We start from the raw sequence: 24,203 nt of genomic DNA on the forward strand, positions 1-24,203 counted from the left end.
GAACTAATGAAATAAAGCGATGAAAAAGATATATATACTACCATTCTTTCTTTTTGGGTTGACGTCTTGTGAGAAAGATTTTTTAAACCAAGAAGATCCGAATGCGGTCTCTGTAGAGCAGTTTTTCAAAACAGAAAATGATGTTCAGTTAGCTGTTAACGGTCTCTACCAAGCGTTGCGCTCGGGAAGCACCGTAGGCGAAGGAAGCGCCCTTTATAGTGAGGAGCGTTCTGATAACACTGGACGCGATGATAATCAGTCAAATGCTGGAGAGCCCTTTCAGTTCAATGATTTTTCTATCTTACCGAGCAACTCCTATCTAAAAACCCATTGGTCGAACATGTATGACGCAATAGCTCGTTGCAATACACTGCTATCCAGGATCGACCAGGTAACGTTTTCGGACGACGCATTGAAAAAAAGACATATAGCCGAGGCAAAATTTGTAAGAGCGCTGCTGTATTTCCACATGGTGCGCAAGTTCGGAGACATTCCCTTGTCACTCGAAGAGATTACAACAAAAGAGCAAGCAAATGAACTAGCCTTCCGGCAGAAGGAGGATGTCGTTTACCAACAGATTATTGCGGATTTGACAGACGCATTGGATAGCAACCTTCCAAATACGCAGCACCAATATGCTGTGGGTAGAGCCTCTAAAGCAGCTATCAATGCCCTGCTCGGACAGGTGTACCTAACGATGGGCACAACCTTGAAAGATGTGAATACGGCGGATTTTTTTAGACTGGCTGAAACACATCTGTCCGCTTCGTACCAAGCGCGCACTTTTGGCAAGCTCGACGAGATTCCTTATAGCGAGGTGTTCGATGTGGAACGTAAGAATACGTGTAAGGAACTGGTATTTCAGGTGCAGTATCTTCGGGGCGACCAAAATTACAGTTCAAGCATCGCTAGAAATAACCAAGCCCGTGGAGAAACCATTAACTCAAAATACCCTTCAACCGGGAGTGGCGGAAATGTTAAGCATGACTTGGTAAAAGACTATGAGGAAGGCGACTTGCGAAAGACATTTTCGATTAAATTTGCTACTGATCCGCAGGTGAATGACTGGTTTATTACGAAGTTTAGAGATAATAGTGACGGAGCAGGAACGGCAGGTTGGGGTGGTAACGACTGGATTTTGATACGTTATGCGGATGTGATGTTATTACTTGCAGAAACCAAGATGCATTTAGGAAAGGATGCTGAAGCGATAGCGCTGCTGGATGAAGTCCGTGAGCGCGCCGGACTTCCGTCTTACGCTGAGGCCCGTAAGGACGCCTCATATGACAGCAGATACCCGACCTTAAAAGAAGCAATTCTGCATGAAAGACGTGTCGAACTTGCATTTGAAAACCATCGCTGGTTCGATCTGATACGTAACTATGACGCTGAGGGTCTGGTTCGCTACTTTAAAAAGAAGAGTCAAGCAGATTACGGAAACGCACAGCTATCCAATATCACGACGAAGGATCGATACTACCCAATACCTTTTGATGAACACAAATTGGATCCCGAGAGGATGTATCAGAACCCGGGATATTAAGCGACAACACTTTTTTGGAGCATCAGAGGATACCATAGAGGCCGGATTTTAAAGTAGAGAAAATCCGGCCTCTAATCTTACCGGATATTCCAGACAAACTCGTGTGTTCCGGCTCCCAACTTTATGGGATCGGATTGGTGTAAGAATGGCGGAAGATAAAGGGTCGCGGAACTGTTTGCGGGGATATTTACTTCGTACCGAATCTTCGTTCCCTGACGGACCCATGATGAGCGGATCTCTCCATAAGGCGACCGATGGCTCGCTTCAAAGTGTTCAAGTCCGCTTACAAAATAGGGCTTTAAAATAACATGTCGGAACCCGGGGTTTTCCTTGTCAGGATAGATTCCACCCAGGCCTTTAAAGAACCAAGCTCCAATTTCCCCGAACATCATGTGATTGTCCGAGATGTCCCGTGTAGCGTTCAGGTCCCAGTTTTCCAATAATGTAGTTGCGCCGTTGGCAATCCACCAGCCCCAGGAAGGATAGGTATCCTGCACAGCAACCTTGTAAGCGGTTTCGGTATGGCCATTCTCGCTTAGCGCATTCAACAGTGCTTTTGCTCCTAAAACGCCTACGTCGAGATGAAACCCGTTTTCTGCGACTTTAGCCGCTAAGACGTCAGCCACTTTTTGTTGCATCGCACGTGGAACAACTCCCCAATACAACGGCATACTGAGCTCCGTCTGTGTGCCATTTGCATATATTCCTGCCGTACTATCCAGAAACTTTTCATTAATGGCATGCTTTATCTTTTCTGCCAAAGCCGAATAATGCAGATAGTCATCTTCTTTATTGAAAAGTCTGGCGGCTTGCGCTAAAATGGAGGCATCGACATAAAAATAGATGGAAGAGGTCAGCTCCTTATTGGAGGTCGATTTAACAGGCACCCAATCGCCCCTTCCCCAGGAAGTTAGGTGGTTCGGACTTGTCCTGTCAACATAATCTACATAGCGTTTAATAGCCGCGTAGGAGTCGCTAAGTGCTTTGCTATCACCGTAGAATAGATAAATGTGCCACGGGATGATTGCAATGGTGCTCGTCCAGTCGAGACCGTTGTCTGTGCCATACCCCCACCCTCCTGTGGGAATGATGTCTGGAAGGACTCCGTTTGGCTGCTGTTCGTCGCGGTGGTCGGCAAGCCATTTTTCGTAAATGGTGATCGCGTCGAAGTTGTAAAAAGCCGACTCAATGGCAAAATGTCCATCTCCAGTCCACCCATTTTTTTCCCGTTGTGGGCAGTCGGTAGGATACCCCATAAGGTTGGAAAGGTATGAGTTGTTCGCCGCTTTCCACAGCTTTTCGACCAACGGATTGGACGCTTTGATCTGACCTACTGCCGGCACGTCGCTGTGTGTAAAATGGGCTGTAAGATCGGTACTTGTCAATGTTATCGGAGTGTCGCTGCTAACTTCCACATAGCGAAAGCCTTTATAATTAAACGTCGTTTTAAAGGTGTCGGCCTCTCCGCTCAACGTCAAGATATCGGTTTGAAAAGGCTCTTTCTCCTTATCGCCCCTATAATACACGTCGATGTTAGACAGATCGAGGTGCCCGTCGGTTCCCCGACGTTCGCCATGCTTGACATATACTTTTGTGCCCTTGGTGCCCAAGATCCGGAGTTCGGTCATTCCAGCCATGTTCTGTCCGAAGTCGAATAGATAGTTTTTGTCGCTAAAGCGTTTGAAAGACTGGGCCGTTAAGCGCCGTACATGCCGTATCGGGCGTAGCTGTTGGGAGGTGATAACGGGCGACGGAGCTGATCGGAGCCGTACACCGTGCCATTTGGAGTCGTCAAAATCGGTGCGGTTCCATCCTTTCTGCTCCAAACGGGCATCCACATGCTCTCCCGTATAGATGCTATTAAACTGTAAACCGCCGGTAGACGTTTTCCAATCTAATCCAGAAGTTATTGTCTCTACGGTTCCGTCTTCGTAAGTAATGCGTAGATCGAGGCAAAAAGCCGGACGGTTACGCCACGGCGCACGGTCGAAGTCCCACACGGCCCGCGATTGGTGATTGTACCAGCCGTTACCCAAGATTATACCGATGGCATTACCACCCTTACGTACATGCTGTGTTACGTCATGTGTGACATACAGTATCCGGCGGTCAAAGCGTGTGTACATAGGATTCAGTTGCTGATCTCCGATGCGAGAGCCATTAATATACAGCTCGTACAGTCCGCCGACGGCGATATATGCTCTCGCCGACTTAATAGCCTTCGCACTGCGGAAGGTTTTCCTGAAATATGGTGCCGGAAGGAAATCTGGATTGTTGCCATCCGAAATCCAGGATCCTTGCCACTGCTGTTCGTTGAGCAGCCCCATTTCAAAGCTGGCTATAGACGACCGGCCCTGCTGCCCGTTTTTATCCCAGACTTCGACGCACCAGTAGTATTGCTGGTACGGTTGAAGGGGCCGCCCTGAATAGGTTAGAAGCATGTCTTGTGACAGCTGTTTTCCGCTGTCCCACCAAGCGGTGCCGTCTTTCAAGAGCTCCAATGAGTCTGAAGCGATCAAAATCCGATAAGCACTTTGTTGGGCTCCGTCGTGCGGGCTCGCAATTTTCCAGCTTAATCGGGGATGCGGGTTGTCTATACCCATTGGACGCTCCAGATGCTCGCACCGTAAGTCATACGGGCGGAAAGATGAGGACTGCCGTGCGTGTAGTGCCGTGCTCGAGAGGAGTAAAAGAAAGATCCAAGCAAGATAGGTCTTTTGCATGTTTTGATAAAGCATGTTGATGTGAGGGCTAAGATATAAATTTTTTTGCGCGAGCCGCCCGACCGGGCACTGAGAGTGGTTTGAACTATCCTGCACTGTCCTGCAAACGTTGCCGGCAACGTTTGCGTAATTTTTTTAAAGGACTTTGTCCTCTTTAGTATGGATATACACTATTATTGTGTAGGATATTAACGCTAACATAATATAGGTATCGCTGTTTGGGAAAGATGGTGCTCGTATAAACCAGTATAAATCTGTTTAAAATCCGTGATAAAAAAGAAGATGGACCGATCGCCGTGGTTTAACGTGGTATTTGTCCATAAGGGGATGTTGTTAAAATTATGTAACCAGTTTAAATCAATTTATATACCATGAGGATATTTAAAGCTTTATTGTTGATGCTTTTGTCTGTACAATTGGCCTTTGCACAGCAGAGGACAGTTACGGGAGTTGTGTATGATCAGGATAGGACACCCTTGCCTGGCGTGACGGTAAAGGTAAAAGGCACAAATGTACAGGTAAGTACCGACGCTAACGGAAGATACAGTATTAGTGTGTCCTCTCCAGAAAATGTTTTAGAATTCAGTTCGGTTGGCTTCCTTGGCCAAGAGCGAATGGTGGGGCAAGGAACGCTCTTGGAAGTTACCTTGCGGTCGGATGCAGGAAACTTAGAAGAAGTAGTCGTAATAGGCTATGGTGCAGTTAAACGGAAGGACCTTACTGGAGCGGTAGCTTCAGTAGACGCTAAAACTATCACCGCGGCCCCCGTTTCGTCCGCTTTAGAGGCTATTCAAGGACGTGTTGCAGGATTGAACATAAACAGTACGGAGGGGTCGCCCGACGCGGAGCTCACAGTACGTGTGAGAGGGGGAGGATCGATAACCCAGGACAACTCTCCTTTGTACATCGTTGATGGGTTTCCCGTAAATTCTATAGCTGATATTGCGCCTCAAGACATTGAATCTATTGATATACTGAAAGATGCTTCCTCTACAGCAATCTATGGAGCTCGCGGAGCAAACGGTGTTATTTTGGTTACGACGAAAGGAGGAAGAGTCGGAAAGACAAGCATTAGTTTAAATGTATTTACTGGAACAAGAAATCTTGCAAAAAAGCTTGATGTCCTTTCGCCTTCGGACTATGTGACATGGCAATACGAACATGCATTGCTTTCGAACAAGCTGGAGACGTATGTGAATTATTTTGGAAACTATCAAGATATTGACCTGTACGAGAACGTTAAACCGAACGATTGGCAAGAGATATTGTTCGGCCGGACGGGCAATACGTATAACCAGAATTTAAACATTAGTGGAGGTGGCGAGAAAACGCGCTTTAGTGTAAGCCACAGTTTCGTTAAAGACAAAGCAATAATGCAGATGTCCGATTTCGAAAGACAGAATGCCAACTTCAAACTTAATCATAAACTATATAAGCGCTTATCGTTGGATTTAGGGGTTCGTTATTCCGACATACAAGTCAACGGGGGCGGAATGAACGAGCAAAATGAGGTTTCATCCGCGGATTCTCGTTTAAAGTATGCGATGCTTTATCCCCCCTTTCCTGTTGAAGGGCTGACCACGACGACGGAAACAGATGATGATTTCAATCTTTACAGTCCGATAGTAGCTATATCAGATAATGACCAATATTACCGACGTAAAACTTACAACCTTAATGCCGCATTGACGTACGAGGTTATCGACAATCTACGTATACGGTCTGAGTTTGGATACGACGCTTATAGGAATGATCAAGACCGCTTTTATGGAGGAACAACATATTATGTAAGAAATGTGCCAACTTCAGACCGTCAAAATTTACCGGCACTTATTTTGACGAATACGAACAGAAATGGCTGGAGAAGCACCAACACAGCGACTTATACGTTGGACGAGTTTTTAGGTACGTCGCACAAACTCAATGTTCTTTTGGGCCAAGAGTTTCTCTTTACTGAGAACCAGATTTTGACGAATGTAATACATGGCTTCCCAGAAACCTTTTCCTTTGACGATACGAGAAGGTTAACAACCCAGGGATATGCCAACTCGGTAGACAATAATTTTACCCCCGATGATAAGCTACTTTCTTTTTTCGGTCGGGCAAACTATGATTTCAAGGGACGTTACCTACTGAGTGCAACTTTCCGTGCGGACGGATCTTCAAAGTTTTCGACCAGCAATAGGTGGGGATATTTCCCTTCAGTATCAGGTGCTTGGCGTCTATCGGACGAGCCTTTTTTGGAAAACGCTGGAGCATGGTTAAATGACCTAAAGCTTAGAGCAAGTTATGGGACGGCAGGAAATAACCGTATCCCGGCGGGACTTCTGGTACAGGTGTTCAATAACTCGACGACGACATGGGTAAACGGGTACAACAGCTACTGGGCTGCGTCGAAAACGATGGCTAACCCCGATTTAAAATGGGAGACGACCGTCACACGTAATCTTGGCTTGGATTTTTCGCTGTGGAACGGAAAGTTAGCAGGAACATTTGACGCCTATTTAAACAAGACCAAAGATTTGCTTATAGCATTTCCTGTCGCGGGTACAGGGTATGATATCCAGTACAGAAACTTGGGAACGACCCAAAATAAAGGTCTAGAGTTCACCTTAAATTGGTCCGCTATCCATAAAACCAACTTCGATCTTTCGCTGAACGCCAATATCAGTTTTAACCGAAATAAAGTTCTTGACTTGGGTTCAGTGGCCAACATCTACGGGACTTCGGGCTGGGCTTCTACAGCTATAGGTGCAGATTATTTAGTAGAAGTAGGAGCTCCGGTGGGCCGAATGTTCGGCTATCGGAGCGACGGGAGATACGAGGTCTCCGACTTTGAGCGATATGACGCGAGCTCTAATCAATGGATTTTAAAAGAGGGCGTTGTTAACGGTAGAGATGCCGTAGGCCTTATACGACCTGGTTCCATGAAAATTAAGGATCTAGACGGAGATGGAATAATCACAGTTGCTGATCGGACTATTATTGGTAATGCAAATCCACTTCATACCGGAGGATTCTCCGTTAACTCTCGTATTTATAATTTCGATGTAGCCGCATATTTCAATTGGAGCTACGGCAATGACATCTACAATGCGAATAAGATTGAGTACACGTCGACTAGCCAGTACAATTCCAGAAACATGATCGATGTGATGGCTAGTGGAAATCGCTGGACGAACCTGCGTGCTGATGGTACCATCAGTAATGACGCTGCGGAATTAGAAGCAATGAATGCTAATACAACGATGTGGTCGCCCTATACGCGATCCTTTACCTTTACGGATTGGGCGGTGGAAGATGGCTCGTTTTTGCGTCTTTCCACCGTGACCCTAGGCTATACGTTGCCGAAGTCGGTTTCGTCGAAATTAAAAATGCAGAATCTCCGTGTATACGCATCCGGATACAATCTCTTTTTGTTTACGAACTACTCAGGCTTTGATCCGGAAGTCTCTACTAGGCGGCAGACCCCTTTGACTCCAGGGGTCGATTACTCTGCATATCCAAAGAGCAAATCTTTTGTTTTTGGCTTGAACGTAAATTTTTAATTAGACAGACTATGAAACGAATTATAAACATATCGTTATTATTGGGGGCAACCTTATCAATAACAAGCTGTAAAAATGTATTGGAAGCTCCAGCCAAGTCCTCGTTGGATGAATCCGTTATCTTCTCTACGCCGAGCTTAGCGGAGGGCGTCATACCCGGCATCCTCCAGTCTTTTGGAGAAACGAATTCTTATCGAGGACGCTATTTGGTTTACTACGGTACAAATACAGATGTTGAAGTGCATAATTCTTTGAAAGCAATAGACGACGAGAAGTCCAGGTTGGGAAACTACAATACCAATGTGGACAACGGTCAGATGAATACCGACAATAATGCTTGGGCAAAATTTTATGAAGGTATTGAGCGGGCAAATATGGCTATACGTGGACTACGTAGGTACGGAAACGTTGAATCAAATAGGGAAATGGCACAGATTCTCGGAGAGATTTTAGTCCTTCGAGCTGTACTGTATAATGACCTCATCAAGGGGTGGGGAGACGTTCCCGCAAGGTTCGAACCGATCACCTCCGAGACCACCTACCTGCCTCGGAGCGATCGAGATATTATTTATAAACAATTGCTAGGGGACTTAGATGAAGCGGCGGATCTACTACCCTGGCCAAATGAAACCTCGAAAACGTCGTCGGTGGAAAGGGTGAGCAAGTCTTTTGCAAAAGGCTTGCGAGCGCGGTTGGCACTAGCTGCGGGCGGTTACGCGCAACGGTTGGACGGAACAGTTCGATTGAGTACCGATCCAGAACTCTCCAGAGAAAAGATGTATACCATTGCGAAGCAAGAATGTCTGGACATTATAAGCAGTAGCACGCAGAGGCTCCTCGGATTCGAAGAGGTCTTCCGTCGTTTTAATCAAGAGAATACAGCTGCCGGTGGGGAATCAATATGGGAGATTCCGTTCAGTGACGGTCGCGGTCGCGTAATTTTTGATCTAGGTGTACGGCACCTAAAAACAAATAAGTACACTGGGCAAAATCGAGGAGGTACAGTAGGCCCTAACCCGATCATGCTTTACGAGTATGATAAAGATGATGTGCGGCGGTTTGTTTCTATCGTCCCTTATGAATGGGATCGAAACGCTTCGGACGCAGCCGATGCAGGAGGCTTCCAGGTACCGTCGTCGCTTGGCCGGCTGTATTTTGGAAAGTATAGGTATGAATGGATGACCCGACGGGTTACGTCGACAAACGACGACGGTTTGAACTGGATGTATATGCGGTATGCAGACGTCATCCTGATGGCGGCAGAGGCTATAAATGAACTCGAGGGACCAGAGGCTGCGGCGCCTTACCTGAAAATGATTCTAGATCGAGCTTTTCCTTCAAATAGCGTAAGGGTCGCAGAATTGATGAGTCAAGCTTCTGCTTCCAAGATTGCTTTTTTTAACGCCATCGTCGATCAGCGCGCTCTCGAATTTACTGGTGAGATGTTGCGTAAAGGAGATCTGATACGTTGGAACTTACTTGGAACTAAACTATCAGAAGCAAAGCAAAAGTTGGAACAGCTGGAGAACAGGACGGGAAAATACGCAGACTTGCCGAGAAGAATATATTACCAAACAGCCGATGATGGCGAAACGGTAAGTATTTACGGCCTGAATTTCGGAGATACAGACGCGGCGGGAGCAGCACTGAACTATTCAGCTAATAAGTCGTGGACGATGAGTTCTTCGAGCGATGTCACAACCTTTTGGAATGCATTGGTATATCCGGGGAGGGACCCGAATAAGCAGCAATACTGGCCTATATGGCAGTTTTTCCTCGAGTCATCTAACGGGATGTTAAATAATAATCATTTAAATCTCTAGTAGTGTCAACGATGCAAACCAGGAAGGCTTGCTGTACTCCAGTATACTGGCTCCTACATGGGGGAGCATGAGCATCATTTGAAATATTACCGGTAAATAAATTTTAGTATATGAAATATCAAAATATTATACTGCTGATCACGTTCATCTCACTGACAATGTCGTCGTGTAAAGATGGGCTTTTACACGAGATCACAGAACTAAACCTAGAACGGGCATTGTCCCCGACAGGACTAACAGCTCAAGTTGTCGAGCGGACAGGTGTAAGGTTAAGCTGGAAAAGGGTAAATAACGCCCAGCGATATAATATCGAAATCTACGATAATCCGGACTTCAGCGGGGAACCTGTAAAAGAGGTAGAAGATGTATCATTTGATCAATTGCCGTACACAGTTCTTGGACTAGAAGGAGAAACAACATACACCGTACGGGTGCGGGCGCTTGGCGAAGGACTAGAAGAGTCAAAGTGGATCAGTGTGAACTTTACAACAGATGTGGAGCAAATATTTAATACGGTGGATCCAGAAACGTTAACCGCAACTTCCGTGACCTTAACATGGCCGGCTGGCGAGAGTGCGACCGAAATTATTTTAATGCCTGGAGAAATAAGACACGCAGTTACCTCCGCAGAGGTGAATGCTGGTACGGCAGTAATTAGCGGACTACTAAGCGATGTTACCTACACCGCGACGTTAAAAAATGGCCAGAAAACCCGTGGCGTTATATCTTTCACAACTTTGCTCGGAGAAGGGGTTACCAAAGTTAGTCCAGGGGACGACTTAGCTGGTATGATCGAAATGGTTGATGAGGGCGCTATACTAGCATTGGAACCTGGGACTTATACGATAAATGCAAGCTTAGCAATAAAAAAATCATTAACTATACAGGGCTACAGGCCGTCGGATCGGCCCCTTATTAAAGGCGCAGTATTTAGGCTGTCTAATAATTCTGGGTTGATACTTAAAGATCTAGTTTTGGATGGAAGTGGGAACGGTAGCGGAGATCAAACGGTTATATACGAGGCGGCAAGCGACTCGCCTTATGGTGACTTTTTAATGGAAAACTGTGACGTCAAATACTACCGAAAGGGTCTATACTACGTTAATGTAAAGGCACGAATTCCTGCCGTAGAATTTAAAAACAATATCATCTCTAACATCGAGTGCGACGGTGGCGATTTCATCGATTTTAGGCAAGGAATCGCCGACGAGCTAAACTTTGTGGATAATACAGTCTACAATAGTGCGGCGGCTCGAGATTTGTTTAGAATGGATAGCAATGGTTCGAACAACTTTGGCTCGGTTGATAGTAAAATAACCATTATGACAAATACATTTTATAATACAATACGGGATAATACGAAGAGATATCTATACATACGGACGTCTAAGAACAGTGTCTCGGTAGTAAAGAATCTAATCGTACAGAGCGATGCCCTTTATACCGACCAAAACGCGACTACAATTACGCTGCTTTCTGCAAATAACTATTATAACGCTCCAAATTTTACGGTAAGCTCCCGATCAAACGCGAAGAACGATTCGGGTAACTACACATCATTAAACCCCGAATTTACCAATCCTGATCAGGGAGACTTTACCATAAATAATATTGATTTGAAGTTAAATGGAATAGGAGCATCTAGATGGCGTTAGCATAGACTTCTTTGTTGTTTCCCGCAGAAGGACTCGGTCCGTCTGCGGGGACTTTTATGATAAAATGCTTCTGTTTACGGCGGAATAACGAGAGCACGCCCGGCTGTATAATAAAAAAAAGGCTTTACAATTCCCCTATCTGCCCGCAATCGTTACCGGTAACGATTGCGTTGTATTTTGTGGATTAATCCGAAAAAATGCTGAAATTGTTCCCTCCAAAGACAGATGGAATTGAATAACAATGTAAACCGGACGATATCATGAAAAGGCAGCCAATCGTTTTTGTCGGAAGTGTAGTGCTTCTTGCATTGCTGTGTAGCTTTCTTATACAGCCGAAAAAGATGACCATCTGGATGATGGGCGATTCTACCATGTCAATCAAAGATCCCAACAAGTTTCCGGAAACGGGTTGGGGGGTGGCTTTTGCGGACAAGTTTGAGGATCATGTACAGATCGTAAACAAAGCCAAAAACGGCCGCAGCACCAAGTCGTTTATAAAAGAGGGCATCTGGAACGAAGTAGAAGCCGAAATGCGCCAAGGTGATTATCTATTTATACAGTTTGGCCACAACGATGAAAAAATAGATAAACCGAATACAGGAACATCTATCTGTGAATACAAGAGAAATCTGGCTCTATTTGTAGCACGGGCGCGGCAGAAGGGTGTTTTCCCGGTACTGTTGACGCCAATCGCACGCAGATCTTTCGTCGATGGCAAGCTTGCAGATACACATAAAGGTTATCCCGAGGCCATGCGCCACGTGGCCGACAGCTTGGATGTTACATTGATAGACCTAACCAAGATGACGTCTGAGAGGTTAACGCAGATGGGAGAACAACAGTCGGTAAAGTGGTTCTTACATTTGCCGCCGGGCCATCAGAACTATCCTTCTGGTGTACGCGACGATACCCATCTAAACGACTACGGCGCTGATCAAATTGCCAATCTGGTTACTACGGCCATAGCGGTCCAGCAACTAGCATTGGCAAAGGATCTGAAAAGTAGGTAGCAAAACAAGGTACGCCTTTATAAGCTGACATAGAAGCCTCTGCGTCGATAGTTATAATTAAGAATAAAAAGAATATTGTTTAGCTAATGAAATGCCATTGAAAACAAACACGAATGAATAACCGAACGTAGTGAGCTCATGAATGCCATTGAAAACAAACACGAATGAATAACTATTTACATATGAAATCTCATAAATTGCTAGAACAGAAGGTAATGAATATGCATGTTTCACACCATTAACAAACTATTCTGATGAAAAAATTGATCTGTGCGGAGCCCGGAAAGCTCGTGTATGCTGAAGATGAGATACCGCAGCCCGGCGTCGGAGAGTCGCTCTTACGCGTCCGTCGCGTGGGGATTTGTGGAACAGACATCCACGCCTTCGCGGGAAGACAACCGTTTTTCACTTACCCAAGGGTTTTAGGTCATGAAGTCGCCGCCGACTATGTCGAGGGAGATGCACCCGGTTTTACCGCTGGAGACAAAGTGACCGTTGTGCCTTATTTTACTGAAGGAAAGGACATTGCCTCCCGTATGGGAAAACCGAACTGTACGACTGATATGAGGGTTCTGGGGGTGCACATCGATGGGGCGATGGCCGAATATATCGTGGTGCCATCTCAGGCATTAAGGAAAGCAAATGAACTGGATTACGACGATCTGGTGCTTGTTGAACCTCTTGCTATCGGAGCGCACGGCCTGCAACGGGGTGGAATAATTCCCGGTGAATTTGTGTTGGTTCTTGGAGCGGGACCCATCGGTTTAGGGATTATTGCTCTGGCACATATCGCCGGAGGAAGAGTGATCGTGTTGGATGTTGATGCTGCTCGCCTACAGTACGCGAAGGACCTCGGCGCGGAACATGTCATTCCTGCGACGGACAGTGATGTCTACCAGCAGATTGAAGCATTGACCCATGGCGATATGCCTACGCTTTTGTTTGATGCCACTGGGAATACCGCTGCCATCAACAATGCGTTTCAATACATGGCACACGGCGCGCGCTATGTACTGGTGGGTTTGCAAAAAGAAGAAATACATTTTAGCCACCCCGAGTTCCACAAGCGCGAAGGGACACTGATGAGCAGCCGCAATGCGTTGGCGGGCGACTTCGAGTATGTGATGTCCTGTCTTAAGGAAAAATCGCTGGATAGTAACCAGTTTATTACAAGACGGGTCCGGTTTTCGGAAGCGGCAGATCTTTTTAGTGACGAGAAGAGACCTCTGCTTTCCGGAATTAAAACTGTCATTGAGTTCGATTAACAAGGCTAGGAGAAAGGTTTGTATCTAATAAGGGTATAGCCTTTCTCTCTTTATATTATCCAGCGCAAACGTTACCGATAACGTTTGCGTTTTTAATTCAGCCAAAAAGCCTCCTAAACTCAATTTTAATCCCTAAATTTCGTCGCAACCAATTGATAGGGAGTAAATTGTTAACATGAAGATAAACCTGTTGATCATTGTAGTATTGTTTTTTGTACAGAAAGCGGTAGCGGACGGCTACGACCTCGTTGTGGCTAAAGACGGCAGCGGGCAATTCGGGACAGTCCAACAGGCGGTTGATGCGGTGCCTTCTTTTCGGAAACATGTTACGACTATTTTCGTCAAATGTGGCGTTTACAAAGAAAAGATAATCATTCCGGAGCAAAAGAAAAACATCCGTATCGTCGGAGAAGATAAGAACCATACAATCATTACGTACGACGATTACGCGCAAAGGAAAAATCGGTTTAACGAAGAGATCGGAACATCAGGATCCGCCAGTTTTTATTGTTCCGGCGAAGGGTTTATCGCAGAGAATATAACGTTTGAAAATAGTGCAGGACCTGTGGGACAGGCTGTAGCGATGTGGGTTTCGGCTGATAAGGCTACTTTTATCAACTGTCGCTTCCTTGGGTTCCAGGATACGCTGTATACCTATGGAAAGGAGGCGCGGCAGTTTTATTTAAACTGTTATATCGAGGGAACGGTTGATTATATTTTCGGATCGTCTACGGCATGGTTTGAAAGATGCCAGCTCCACTGCAAGCGGTCCGGATATATCACGGCTGCCTCGACACCGGAAGCCTCGGCTTTTGGCTATGTTTTTAACAACTGTACTGTGACAGGAGATGACAGTACCGGTCCCTTTTATCTAGGTCGTCCGTGGCGCCCATTTGCGAAGGTGCTGTTTATGAACAGTGAACTGCCGGCCTTTATTGTGGCGGAAGGGTGGCATAACTGGGGAAAAGAAGAAAATGAACACACGGCACTTTTTGCCGAATATAACAATACCGGGCCGGGCGCTTTGTCACAAAATCGTGTCAAATGGTCGAAGAAGTTATCGGACGAAGAAGCTAAAAGTGTTTCTATATCAGCTGTTTTCGGCGGCTGGGAGCCCGCGGGATACAAGGATAGAAAGGCCGACTTCCGGTAACGATTGCATAGTTTTTTCTTTACAATGCGTTACAAAGCCTGTACACTTGTTAAGGAATAGCTACCCAAATTTAAATCAATGTGCAACATGAAACGACACAAATCAGTAGAGAATAAAGCAAAAAAGGTATGCTTGCTATGGCTTTCCCTTTTTTCGTTTTCCGCGCTCTGGGCGCAGGAACCTGTACAGCCCACGGTCCGGCAGGTGAGTTTTCCAAATGATACGCTCAATATTACCGCCTTCGGAGCCAAAGGCGACGGTCAGCATCTAAATACGGAACCTATCAACGAAGCTATAATCGCTTGTAGTCAAAAAGGAGGAGGAGTTGTCCTGGTGCCGGCTGGATTATGGCTGACGGGCCCTATAGAGATGAAAAGTAACGTCAACCTGCACATCAGCCGCGAAGCTGTTGTCTTGTTTACGGATGATTTTAATCAATATAAACTTGTCGAATCAAATTGGGAGGGCGAGCCAGCATGGCGAAACCAAAGCCCAATATCGGGTAAAAACTTGGAGAACGTAGCCATTACCGGAAGTGGCGTCATCGACGGAAACGGTGGCGCGTGGCGTATGGTGAAGCGCAATAAGATGACGGAAACGCAATGGAAGAAACTCGTTTCCTCGGGCGGAGTGGTAGACGAGAAAGCGAATATATGGTATCCTTCGGAAAGCTCGCTGCGAGGCGCGCAGCAGAAGAAAGCCGGCGTCATGCGGCCCGGAACGACAGCCGCCGATTTTTCCGACGTGAAAGACTTTTTACGTCCAAATCTATTGGTTTTCACTTCATGCAAGCGGGTGCTGCTGGAAGGTGTCACCATTCAGAATTCTCCGGCGTGGAACCTGCATCCCCTTATGTGCGAAGAGCTGACCTTACGCAGGATACTGGTGCGTAACCCGTGGTACGCCCAGAACGGAGACGGAGTGGATATAGAATCATGTAAAAACGTACTGGTAGAGGATTGTACATTCGACGTGGGCGACGACGGAATCTGTATCAAGTCAGGAAGGGACAAAGCCGGCAGAGACCGGGGGATGCCGACAGAGAATGTGATCATCCGGAATAATATCGTGTATCACGCTCATGGCGGTTTTGTCATCGGCAGCGAGATGAGTGGCGGCGCCAGAAATATCTGGGTCGAACATTGTTCTTTTATTGGCACGGACATCGGTCTTCGGTTTAAAACGACCCGTGGACGCGGCGGTGTTGTCGAAAATATATTTATCAATAATATTAACATGGTGGATATCCCCGGCGAGGCGATCCTGTTTGATATGTATTACGCGGCGGTGGACCCCGTACCCTTGGTTGGCGAAAATCGGGAGCCCGTTCAGGTCGTAAAGCTGCCCGTAACAGAGGAAACGCCCCGCTTTCGGAATTTTGTTATTCGTAACGTTCACGTTCACGGCGCCGAAAAAGGGATATTTGTCCGCGGACTGCCCGAGATGCCTATTCAAAATATCTTAATAGAAAATGCGAATATTGTTGCCAAAAAAGGCGTTGAACTCATTGAGGCTTCCAATATCGAGTTGAAGAATCTTACCATTGCCACCGAGGAAACCAATCCGCTCATTCATATTGATAACGGCGAGAACATCACGATTGACGGATTAGATCCGAAGGAGGGGGTGGATCTGTTGGTTTCGGTGTCTGGCGGGGCAAGTAAAAAGATTCAGCTGCTGAACACTGCGAAGAGTAATATAAAGAAGCTAAGCGAGTTTAGTAATGGGGCAGACCGCAAATCACTGGTCATCAAGAAATAGTATAGAACACAGATACCTAATACGAAATTGAACATGAAAAGAAATATATTGATAATGTTCTGTCTGCTTGTCTTGACGCATGTCGCATATGCGCAAAAGGCGCTTTCCGAGCAAATGGCGCTGACAGCAATGGACAAGCTTTTTAAAGACGCACGGTTTACCAACCCGGAAAAGGGGCCGACGTGGACGTACGACATGGGTGTTGTCCTCGAAGGTGTCGCCGAGGTGTGGAAAAACACCGGGAATGGCGATTATTTCCGTTACATTCAACAATGGATGGATCAGTATGTAAGCGAGGACGGTTCGATACGTAACTATCGCGCAACGGAATACAATATCGACCATGTCAAAAACGGCCGTTCCCTACTGCTGTTGTATAAGGTGACCGGTAAGGAGAAGTATCTTAAAGCAAGCCATAAATTATATGAGCAGCTTCAGTCGCATCCCCGTACGAATGAGGGAGGCTTTTGGCATAAGAAAATCTACCCTTATCAAATGTGGTTGGATGGACTATATATGGCGCAGCCTTTTTATACGGAGTACGCCGCCCTCATGAATATTCCGGATGTGTTTAACGACGTCGTTAACCAGTTTACCTATATGGAAAACCATGCGCGGGACGAAAAGACCGGTCTGTTATACCACGGGTGGGATGAGTCTAGGAAAGAACGGTGGTCTGACCCCAATACAGGGCGTTCGAAACACTTCTGGGGACGTGGCATGGGATGGTTTTGTATGGCATTGGTCGACGTACTCGATTACTTTCCGGAAGATCACCCCCGGCGTAACGAGTTGATTCAGATATTGAACCGAACGTTAACAGCGGTAGCCAAGTTCCAGGATTCTAAAACAAACGTCTGGTACGACGTCGTCGACCTGGGGACACGTGAAGGCAATTACGTGGAGGCTTCGGCTTCCAGTATGTTTGTTTACGCCATGGCCAAGGCGGTCCGGAAGGGTTATGTTGCAAAGACTTTCCAGAAAAATGTAGACAGGGGGTTCGCCGGGCTAAAAAAAGAATTTATCACGCAGGCGGGACCGGACCGTGTAGATCTGAACAAAGTTGTCGAAGTATCTGGCCTGGGAGGAAAGAAATATCGGGACGGAAGCTTTGAATATTATATGAGCGAACCGGTTCGGACCAACGACCCTAAAGGTGTGGGAGCATTTATGCTCGCCGCCTCGGAAGTGGAGTTTTCCAAGAATCCCAAGAGCAGGAAGAAGGTCGTTGTCACCTTGGATAACTTTTATAACAACGAGTACAAAAAAACAGCAAGCGGGAGGCTGGAGCCGTACCATTATCTATGGGACGGACAGGATAATAATGGATTTTCGTTGCTCGGCCGCGTCTTCGAACAATATGGAGGCCAGCTTAATACCCTGCGCGAGAAGCCGGACCGATCGAGCCTTAAAGGCTCAGGTATCTATATCATTGTAGACCCTGACACCGAAAAAGAAACAGAAAGTCCAAACTACATGGATGAGGCGACCGCCAAAGATATAGCTGATTGGGTAAAACGCGGCGGCGTGCTGGTGCTGCTGCTGAACGACGTAGGAAACTGCGAAATAACGAAGTTTAACGTGCTGCCACAGCTATTCGGCATCGCTTTTAACGAGGACAGCAAAAATCGCGTAAAAGGAAATGAGTATGAAACAGGAGCTGTAGATATCCCGTCCGGAACCGGGATATTTTTCGACACGAAGAAGATTTACATAAAAGAAATATCGACTATAAAGGTCACCCCGCCCGGCAAGGCACTGGTTGAAAAGGACGGATCTACCGTCATAGCAACAGCGAAGTATGGTAAGGGGACCGTATTTGCGATTGGCGATCCATGGCTGTATAACGAGTATACAGACGGAAGAAAGCTGCCGGAGGAATATCAAAACTTCGAAGCGGCCAACGAACTGGTAAATTGGCTAATAAACCGGGCAAAATAGAAAAGATGGAGCCAGCATAAGTTTGAGCGGAGTGAGCTCATCCATAAAATGGAGATGTAACACTTATACAGCCGAAGGCAGCATGAATGTCATTGAAGACAAACAGAAAAGGAATAAATAATTATACAGATGAAAATCAGGAGGACCTTATTCGGAATAGGCTTGGCGCTTATGGCTTGCCACATGACGCAGGCACAGTCTGCCGCGAAGGATAGTCTGGCAGAGAAAATATTGATCTACCAACTGCCGAACGGTGCCTGGCCTAAGCAATTGGCCGATAAAAGGGCGGTCAACTATAGCGTCCCCCTGACAGAGGATCTTCTGAAAAAGATAGAGCAGACGGATAACAGGTACGCCACGATAGACAATGAGGCGACAACGCGCGAAATACATGTGTTGGTAAAAGCTTTTACGGAAACGGGAAATTCAGTCTACCGTGAGGCTGCAAAAAGAGGGGTATTGTATCTTTTGGAGGCTCAGTATGACAATGGTGGTTTTCCACAATATTACCCCAACAAATCGTTGTACCGTGCAGAGATAACCTACAATGATAACGCGATGATCAACGCGTTGGTGGTGCTGGATAAAGTTGCCTACGGAAAAGACGGGTTCGAAATCTTCGATGACAACGTGCTGCAGACGAAGGCAAAGGAGGCTGTTGCTAAGGGGGTCGGCTGTATACTCAAAACTCAGGTGAAACAGGCGGATTCGCTGAGTATTTGGGCAGCGCAATATGACGAAAACACGTTACAGCCGGCACAGGCCCGAAAATTCGAGCCCGCGTCGCTGAGCACCGCGGAATCCGTGGGTATTGTTCGTTTTCTTATGGAGCAGCCGGCAGACCCAGCGATAGAGCGCGCTGTCGACGCCGCCGTAGCTTGGTTTAAAAGTAACGATATCGAAGGGTACCGTTTCGATAGGACTGTAGACAAAAAGACCGGAAAGCTCGTCAGGGAGCTCGTTCCTGATTCCAGTTCGGTGGTTTGGGCGCGTTTCTACGATATCAAGAACAATAAGCCGCTTTTTGGAGACAGGGACAACAGTGTCACATATAACTTTGACGAAATATCCGACGAACGGAAGAACGGATATGCGTGGTTCGGCAATTGGCCGCAGAAGTTACTGGACAGGGAATACCCGAAATGGAAAAAGAAGATAAAAGCAGAAGAGAAATAACGGCGTTTTACGCAGATCAGAATAATATTAAGATATAGTATAATGTTGCTTTCAAAGGAAAATTTAACAAAGCTTACCACAACCAAAGCCGAACTTCCTAGTATAAACTCTTTTGACCTACCGGAGCGGATATTGCAGTTTGGTACGGGTGTATTATTAAGAGGGCTGCCCGATTATTATGTAGACAAGGCTAATAAACGCGGCTTGTTTAATGGACGTGTGCTGGTTGTCAAGTCGACATCTTTGTCCGGTGCAGATGCTTTTTCGAGACAGGACGGGCTTTATACCGTGTGTATCAAGGGGCTCGTCAACGGAAAAGAGGTCGTGGAATATACGGTCAATAATGCCATCTCCAGAGTGCTGTCGGCGGCACACGACTGGGAGTCTATCTTGGAAGCTGCCGAAAACCCTGATCTGCAGGTGGTTTTTTCGAATACGACCGAGGTTGGGATTGTAATGAGTAATGACAGTGTATCAGACGCGCCTCCAACGTCGTTTCCGGGCAAGCTGCTCGCTTTTTTATACCGGAGGTATACGTATTTTCAGGGAGATAAAGACCGTGGTCTAGTTATTTTGCCGACGGAGCTGATATCCGATAATGCGCAAAAGCTCAAGAAAATACTGTTAAACCTCGCTGCACAGAATGAGCTGGGGAGCAGTTTTGTCGCATGGCTGGAGGAGGCGAACGATTTTTGTAACACATTGGTGGACCGCATCGTGCCGGGGCGCTTACCACAGCAGGAGCAGGAACAAACGGAAATAGAACTGGGTTTCGAAGATGAGCTGATGATCATGGCCGAGCCTTTTAGCTTATGGGCAATTGAGACCGATTCGCCGCGGGTAAAGGCAGCGTTGTCTTTCGCTCAGGTAGACGATGGCATCGTACTCGTGCCGTCCATTGATAAGTTTAAGGAAATTAAACTCCGCCTATTGAACGGAACGCACACGCTGAGCTGTGCCGCGGCCCTATGGAGCGGCTTTTCTACTGTAAAGGAAGCCATGAGCAATACGTCTTTCAACCTGTTTGTCAAGGGGCTTATGCAAAAGGAAATCGGGAAGGCGATATTAGATCAGTACATCGAACAGGAGGATGTCGACCGGTTTTCCAACAGTGTAATAGACCGCTTTAGCAATCCTTTTTTGGACCATCGTTGGGAAAATATAGCACTCAATTATACGTCGAAAATGAATATGCGGAATGTGGCGCTAATTGATAAGTGGTACAAAAAACACGTTTTTCCTCCACTGCATATCGCATTAGGGTTCGCTGCCTATCTAAAGTTCATGAATACGAGACGCGTCGAAGAGAAATATGTACAGGACGTAAATGGCCGTACAGTGGTGCTACAGGATGAATTTGCCCCCTTGCTCTTCGATTGTTGGAAGGACGAAAAGACGGTGGTGAGCCGCGTGCTAAGCGACGACAGCCTCTGGGGCACAAATTTGGCGGCTTATCCCCAATTTATGGAGACCGTACAGCGGTTTCTCGACGAGATTGAAACAATAGGAGTATTAAAGTCTATCGAAAAGTTAAACATAGAATGGCAAGTAGCATATTAAAGATACATCCGAAAGACAATGTGTTAGTGGCATTAAAAGATCTGTCCAAGGACGAAGATGTGGAGTTCGAAGGTGTTGTCTACCGTCTGCAGGAAGACATTCCCGCCAAGCACAAGTTCTTTATGCAGGACATGCAGGAAGGCGACGAGATCTACATGTACGGCGTTCTCGTGGGGAAGACGCAGTATTTTGTTCCCCGCGGTGGTATCATGAATACCGATAACACGAAGCACGCGGCAGACCCTTACACATTCAGACCGTATAACTACCAATGGGAGGCACCCGACGTATCCCGTTTTCAGGGGCGCACGTTTAACGGATACCTGCGTAAGGACGGTCGGGTGGGAACAGCAAATTACTGGCTGTTTATCCCCACGGTGTTTTGCGAGAACCGAAATCTCGATGTCATTAAAGAAGCGTTATATAATGAACTGGGGTATTCCGTAACAGGAAAGTACAGGGCGTTTACGCGCGAGCTTTTAGCGGCTTATGAGGCCGGACAGGACCTGACTTCCCTTTCGCTGGAACAGCTGGCGACGGCAGTTCATCGGAAGGACCGCGTATTTAAGAATGTCGACGGTATCAAGTTTCTCAATCATCAGGGCGGCTGCGGCGGGATACGCCAGGATGCTGCGGTATTGGGAAAGCTGCTAGCGGCATATGCCGATCATCCAAATGTGGCGGGAGTTACGGTGCTTAGTTTAGGATGTCAAAATCTTCAGCTGACGGACCTCATGCAGGATATTAAGAGCCGAAACCCACAGTTTGACAAACCGCTATTTGTATTTGAGCAACAGCAATCGAAGAGTGAGGAGCAGTTGATTAAAGAGGCAATTCAGAAAACGTTCTTAGGGCTTATAGAAATTAACAAGTTTGAACGCCAGCCGGTGCCGTTGAGTAAATTGACGCTGGGCGTAAAATGTGGCGGTAGCGACGGCTTCAGCGGCATATCTGCCAATCCGGCGGTGGGCTATACGTCGGATCTGCTGGTTGCGCTTGGTGGCAAAGTGCTGCTTGCGGAATTCCCTGAACTTTGCGGAGCAGAGCAAAATCTGATCGATCGCACCATAGATCCGGCGGCAGCGCACAAGTTCATCAACCTCATGACGGCGTATAGCCGGGCGGCGGAACAGGTCGGATCCGGATTTCATATGAACCCCTCTCCCGGCAACATCAGGGACGGATTAATAACAGATGCGATAAAAAGTACAGGGGCAGCAAAGAAAGGGGGCACGTCGCCGGTAGTCGATGTGCTAGACTATACAGAAGAGGCTACGAAACCGGGGTTAAATCTCGTGTGCACTCCGGGCAATGACGTAGAAGCGACCACCGGAAAAACGGCTTCGGGAGCCACACTTATCCTTTTCACCACCGGACTGGGAACGCCGACAGGTAACCCGATATGTCCCGTAATCAAAGTCGCGACCAATAATGCATTAGCAAAGCGGATGGCTGATATCATTGATATCAACACCGGCCCCATTATCGATGGAGAAAAGACGATACAGGAGATGGGCAAAGATATTTTAGAATATTGTATTAAAGCGGCAAGCGGAGAGATTATTCCCAAAGCCGTACAGTTAAATCAGGATGACTTTATTCCGTGGAAACGCGGAGTAAGTTTATAACGAACAAAACTATGAAAGCATTTTTAGACGAAAACTTCTTATTGCAGAGTAAAACAGCACAAGAGCTTTACCATCAATTTTCGAAAAAGCTGCCTATCATTGATTATCATAATCATTTGATTCCCGAGCAGATTGCTAATGACACACGCTTCGACAACATCAGTCAGGTCTGGCTAAATGGCGACCATTATAAGTGGCGGGCAATGCGCACGAATGGGGTTAATGAGAAATACATTACAGGCGATGCTTCAGATAAGGATAAGTTCTTAAAATGGGCGGAAACCGTTCCCTATACCATGCGTAATCCGCTGTACCATTGGACACACCTTGAGCTGCAACGTTATTTCGGGATTACAGAACTGCTTTCTCCGAAAACAGCCGAAAAGATATACGAAGAGACAGCTGAGAAGCTTGCCCAGCCTCAGTATTCTGTGCGCGGCTTATTGAAAATGATGAATGTGGAGGTGGTATGTACGACTGATGATCCGATAGATTCGTTGAACTTCCATCAGCAATTCGCGAAAGAGAATGAAAGCTTTAAGATGTTGCCGGCATTCCGCCCTGATAAGGCGATGAACACCGATGATATACAGGCACTCAATGCCTATATAGACGAGGTAGAAAGGGTGACGAACACTTCTATTAGCAGCTATAATGCTTATCTGGATGCGTTGAAATCGCGCCACGACTTTTTCGCCCAAAACGGATGCTCCGTCTCTGACCACGGCCTGGAACAGATATACGCCGAAGACTATACCGATCAAGAAATATCGTCGATCTTCGAGAAAATCAGAATGAAACAATCGCTTTCTGCTATTGAGCAGGCGAAGTTTAAATCTGCGATGTTGGTGCAATTTGCGGAGTGGGATCATGAAAAAGGATGGGTACAACAATATCACTTGGGAGCTCTGCGTAATAACAACACACGTATGCTGCGCGTAAATGGACCAGATACTGGCTGGGATTCTATCGGCGACTTCAGCCAGGCGCGTGCGCTCTCCAAGTTCCTAAACAGACTGGATAACCAAGACCGTCTGACAAAAACCATACTTTATAACTTGAATCCGGCGGACAACGAACTGATGGCCACCATGGTCGGCAACTTCAATGATGGTTCGATTAAAGGGAAGATTCAATTTGGATCCGCCTGGTGGTTTCTGGATCAGAAGGACGGAATGACGAAACAGATTAATGCACTTTCCAACATGGGGCTTCTGAGCCGTTTGGTCGGTATGCTGACAGACTCACGTAGCTTCCTTTCCTTCCCTAGGCACGAGTATTTTAGACGGCTGATCTGCGACATTTTCGGTCAGGACGTCGAGAACGGAGAATTGCCTAACGACCTTGAGTGGATAGGAAAGTTGGTCAGCGACATTAGTTACAACAACGCGAAAGAATATTTTAACTTTTAGAGTAA

14 protein-coding genes are annotated in these 24,203 nt (G+C 46.6%); 13 read left to right on the plus strand and 1 reads right to left on the minus strand.

The features are described from left to right. The first annotated feature begins 19 nt into the window (after positions 1–19). Positions 20–1,543: a RagB/SusD family nutrient uptake outer membrane protein gene (locus BC792_RS15215; RefSeq protein ID WP_148909874.1), complete on the plus strand. Its 1,524-nt coding sequence runs from the start codon at positions 20–22 to the stop codon at positions 1,541–1,543. Positions 1,544–1,620: 77 nt separating this feature from the next. Here the strand turns inward: BC792_RS15215 and BC792_RS15220 are convergent, their stop codons facing one another. Beyond that, positions 1,621–4,266 carry a glycoside hydrolase family 78 protein gene (locus tag BC792_RS15220; protein WP_148909875.1) on the minus strand — a complete coding sequence of 882 codons (2,646 nt, stop codon included), beginning with the start codon at positions 4,264–4,266 and terminating at the stop codon, positions 1,621–1,623. A 371-nt stretch (positions 4,267–4,637) separates the two neighbouring features. On the opposite strand from BC792_RS15220, the gene BC792_RS15225 reads away from it, so the two are divergent. From BC792_RS15225 to uxaC, 12 genes are all read left to right on the plus strand, one after another. After that, the gene (locus BC792_RS15225) at positions 4,638–7,814 is read left to right on the plus strand and encodes a SusC/RagA family TonB-linked outer membrane protein (protein ID WP_148909876.1); all 3,177 of its coding nucleotides are present in this window, start codon (positions 4,638–4,640) and stop codon (positions 7,812–7,814) included. Positions 7,815–7,825: 11 nt separating this feature from the next. Then, on the plus strand, positions 7,826–9,637 hold the full coding sequence (locus BC792_RS15230) for a RagB/SusD family nutrient uptake outer membrane protein (RefSeq protein WP_211357556.1): 1,812 nt from the start codon (positions 7,826–7,828) through the stop codon (positions 9,635–9,637). A 110-nt stretch (positions 9,638–9,747) separates the two neighbouring features. Continuing rightward, positions 9,748–11,292, plus strand: a complete 1,545-nt coding sequence (locus BC792_RS15235) for a fibronectin type III domain-containing protein (RefSeq protein ID WP_148909878.1) — start codon at positions 9,748–9,750, stop codon at positions 11,290–11,292. Between the two features lie 260 nt (positions 11,293–11,552). Continuing rightward, entirely contained in the window at positions 11,553–12,302 is a 750-nt protein-coding gene (locus BC792_RS15240) for a rhamnogalacturonan acetylesterase (RefSeq protein ID WP_148909879.1), read from the plus strand. A 254-nt stretch (positions 12,303–12,556) separates the two neighbouring features. Next, positions 12,557–13,567, plus strand: a complete 1,011-nt coding sequence (locus BC792_RS15245) for a zinc-binding alcohol dehydrogenase family protein (RefSeq protein WP_148909880.1) — start codon at positions 12,557–12,559, stop codon at positions 13,565–13,567. Between the two features lie 175 nt (positions 13,568–13,742). Beyond that, positions 13,743–14,720 (plus strand): pectinesterase family protein, encoded by a 978-nt coding sequence (locus tag BC792_RS15250; protein ID WP_148909881.1) that lies wholly within the window; start codon positions 13,743–13,745, stop codon positions 14,718–14,720. 87 nt (positions 14,721–14,807) lie between these two features. Next, positions 14,808–16,481, plus strand: a complete 1,674-nt coding sequence (locus tag BC792_RS15255) for a glycoside hydrolase family 28 protein (RefSeq protein WP_148909882.1) — start codon at positions 14,808–14,810, stop codon at positions 16,479–16,481. A gap of 33 nt (positions 16,482–16,514) precedes the next feature. Then, positions 16,515–18,422 (plus strand): glycoside hydrolase family 88 protein, encoded by a 1,908-nt coding sequence (locus BC792_RS15260; RefSeq protein ID WP_148909883.1) that lies wholly within the window; start codon positions 16,515–16,517, stop codon positions 18,420–18,422. A gap of 129 nt (positions 18,423–18,551) precedes the next feature. Next, on the plus strand, positions 18,552–19,598 hold the full coding sequence (gene pelA / locus BC792_RS15265; protein WP_246155133.1) for a pectate lyase: 1,047 nt from the start codon (positions 18,552–18,554) through the stop codon (positions 19,596–19,598). Between the two features lie 42 nt (positions 19,599–19,640). Continuing rightward, positions 19,641–21,158: a tagaturonate reductase gene (locus tag BC792_RS15270; RefSeq protein WP_148909884.1), complete on the plus strand. Its 1,518-nt coding sequence runs from the start codon at positions 19,641–19,643 to the stop codon at positions 21,156–21,158. Next, entirely contained in the window at positions 21,140–22,786 is a 1,647-nt protein-coding gene (locus BC792_RS15275; RefSeq protein ID WP_148909885.1) for a UxaA family hydrolase, read from the plus strand. The genes BC792_RS15270 and BC792_RS15275 overlap by 19 nt, the downstream gene beginning before the upstream one ends. Before the next feature lie 11 nt (positions 22,787–22,797). Further along, the gene (gene uxaC, locus BC792_RS15280; protein WP_148909886.1) at positions 22,798–24,198 is read left to right on the plus strand and encodes a glucuronate isomerase; all 1,401 of its coding nucleotides are present in this window, start codon (positions 22,798–22,800) and stop codon (positions 24,196–24,198) included. Positions 24,199–24,203 lie beyond the last annotated feature (5 nt).

The organism is Sphingobacterium allocomposti, assembly GCF_008124885.1.
In the GTDB taxonomy this organism is placed as follows: Bacteria; Bacteroidota; Bacteroidia; order Sphingobacteriales; family Sphingobacteriaceae; genus Sphingobacterium; species Sphingobacterium allocomposti.

Excerpts from the sequence above, each read along its gene's own strand:
- BC792_RS15215 (WP_148909874.1), top strand. The coding sequence starts at position 20 with ATGAAAAAGATATATATACTACCATTCTTTCTTTTTGGGTTGACGTCT.
- BC792_RS15220 (WP_148909875.1), bottom strand. The coding sequence starts at position 4,266 with ATGCAAAAGACCTATCTTGCTTGGATCTTTCTTTTACTCCTCTCGAGC.
- BC792_RS15225 (WP_148909876.1), top strand. The coding sequence starts at position 4,638 with ATGAGGATATTTAAAGCTTTATTGTTGATGCTTTTGTCTGTACAATTG.
- BC792_RS15230 (WP_211357556.1), top strand. The coding sequence starts at position 7,826 with ATGAAACGAATTATAAACATATCGTTATTATTGGGGGCAACCTTATCA.
- BC792_RS15235 (WP_148909878.1), top strand. The coding sequence starts at position 9,748 with ATGAAATATCAAAATATTATACTGCTGATCACGTTCATCTCACTGACA.
- BC792_RS15240 (WP_148909879.1), top strand. The coding sequence starts at position 11,553 with ATGAAAAGGCAGCCAATCGTTTTTGTCGGAAGTGTAGTGCTTCTTGCA.
- BC792_RS15245 (WP_148909880.1), top strand. The coding sequence starts at position 12,557 with ATGAAAAAATTGATCTGTGCGGAGCCCGGAAAGCTCGTGTATGCTGAA.
- BC792_RS15250 (WP_148909881.1), top strand. The coding sequence starts at position 13,743 with ATGAAGATAAACCTGTTGATCATTGTAGTATTGTTTTTTGTACAGAAA.
- BC792_RS15255 (WP_148909882.1), top strand. The coding sequence starts at position 14,808 with ATGAAACGACACAAATCAGTAGAGAATAAAGCAAAAAAGGTATGCTTG.
- BC792_RS15260 (WP_148909883.1), top strand. The coding sequence starts at position 16,515 with ATGAAAAGAAATATATTGATAATGTTCTGTCTGCTTGTCTTGACGCAT.
- pelA (WP_246155133.1), top strand. The coding sequence starts at position 18,552 with ATGAAAATCAGGAGGACCTTATTCGGAATAGGCTTGGCGCTTATGGCT.
- BC792_RS15270 (WP_148909884.1), top strand. The coding sequence starts at position 19,641 with ATGTTGCTTTCAAAGGAAAATTTAACAAAGCTTACCACAACCAAAGCC.
- BC792_RS15275 (WP_148909885.1), top strand. The coding sequence starts at position 21,140 with ATGGCAAGTAGCATATTAAAGATACATCCGAAAGACAATGTGTTAGTG.
- uxaC (WP_148909886.1), top strand. The coding sequence starts at position 22,798 with ATGAAAGCATTTTTAGACGAAAACTTCTTATTGCAGAGTAAAACAGCA.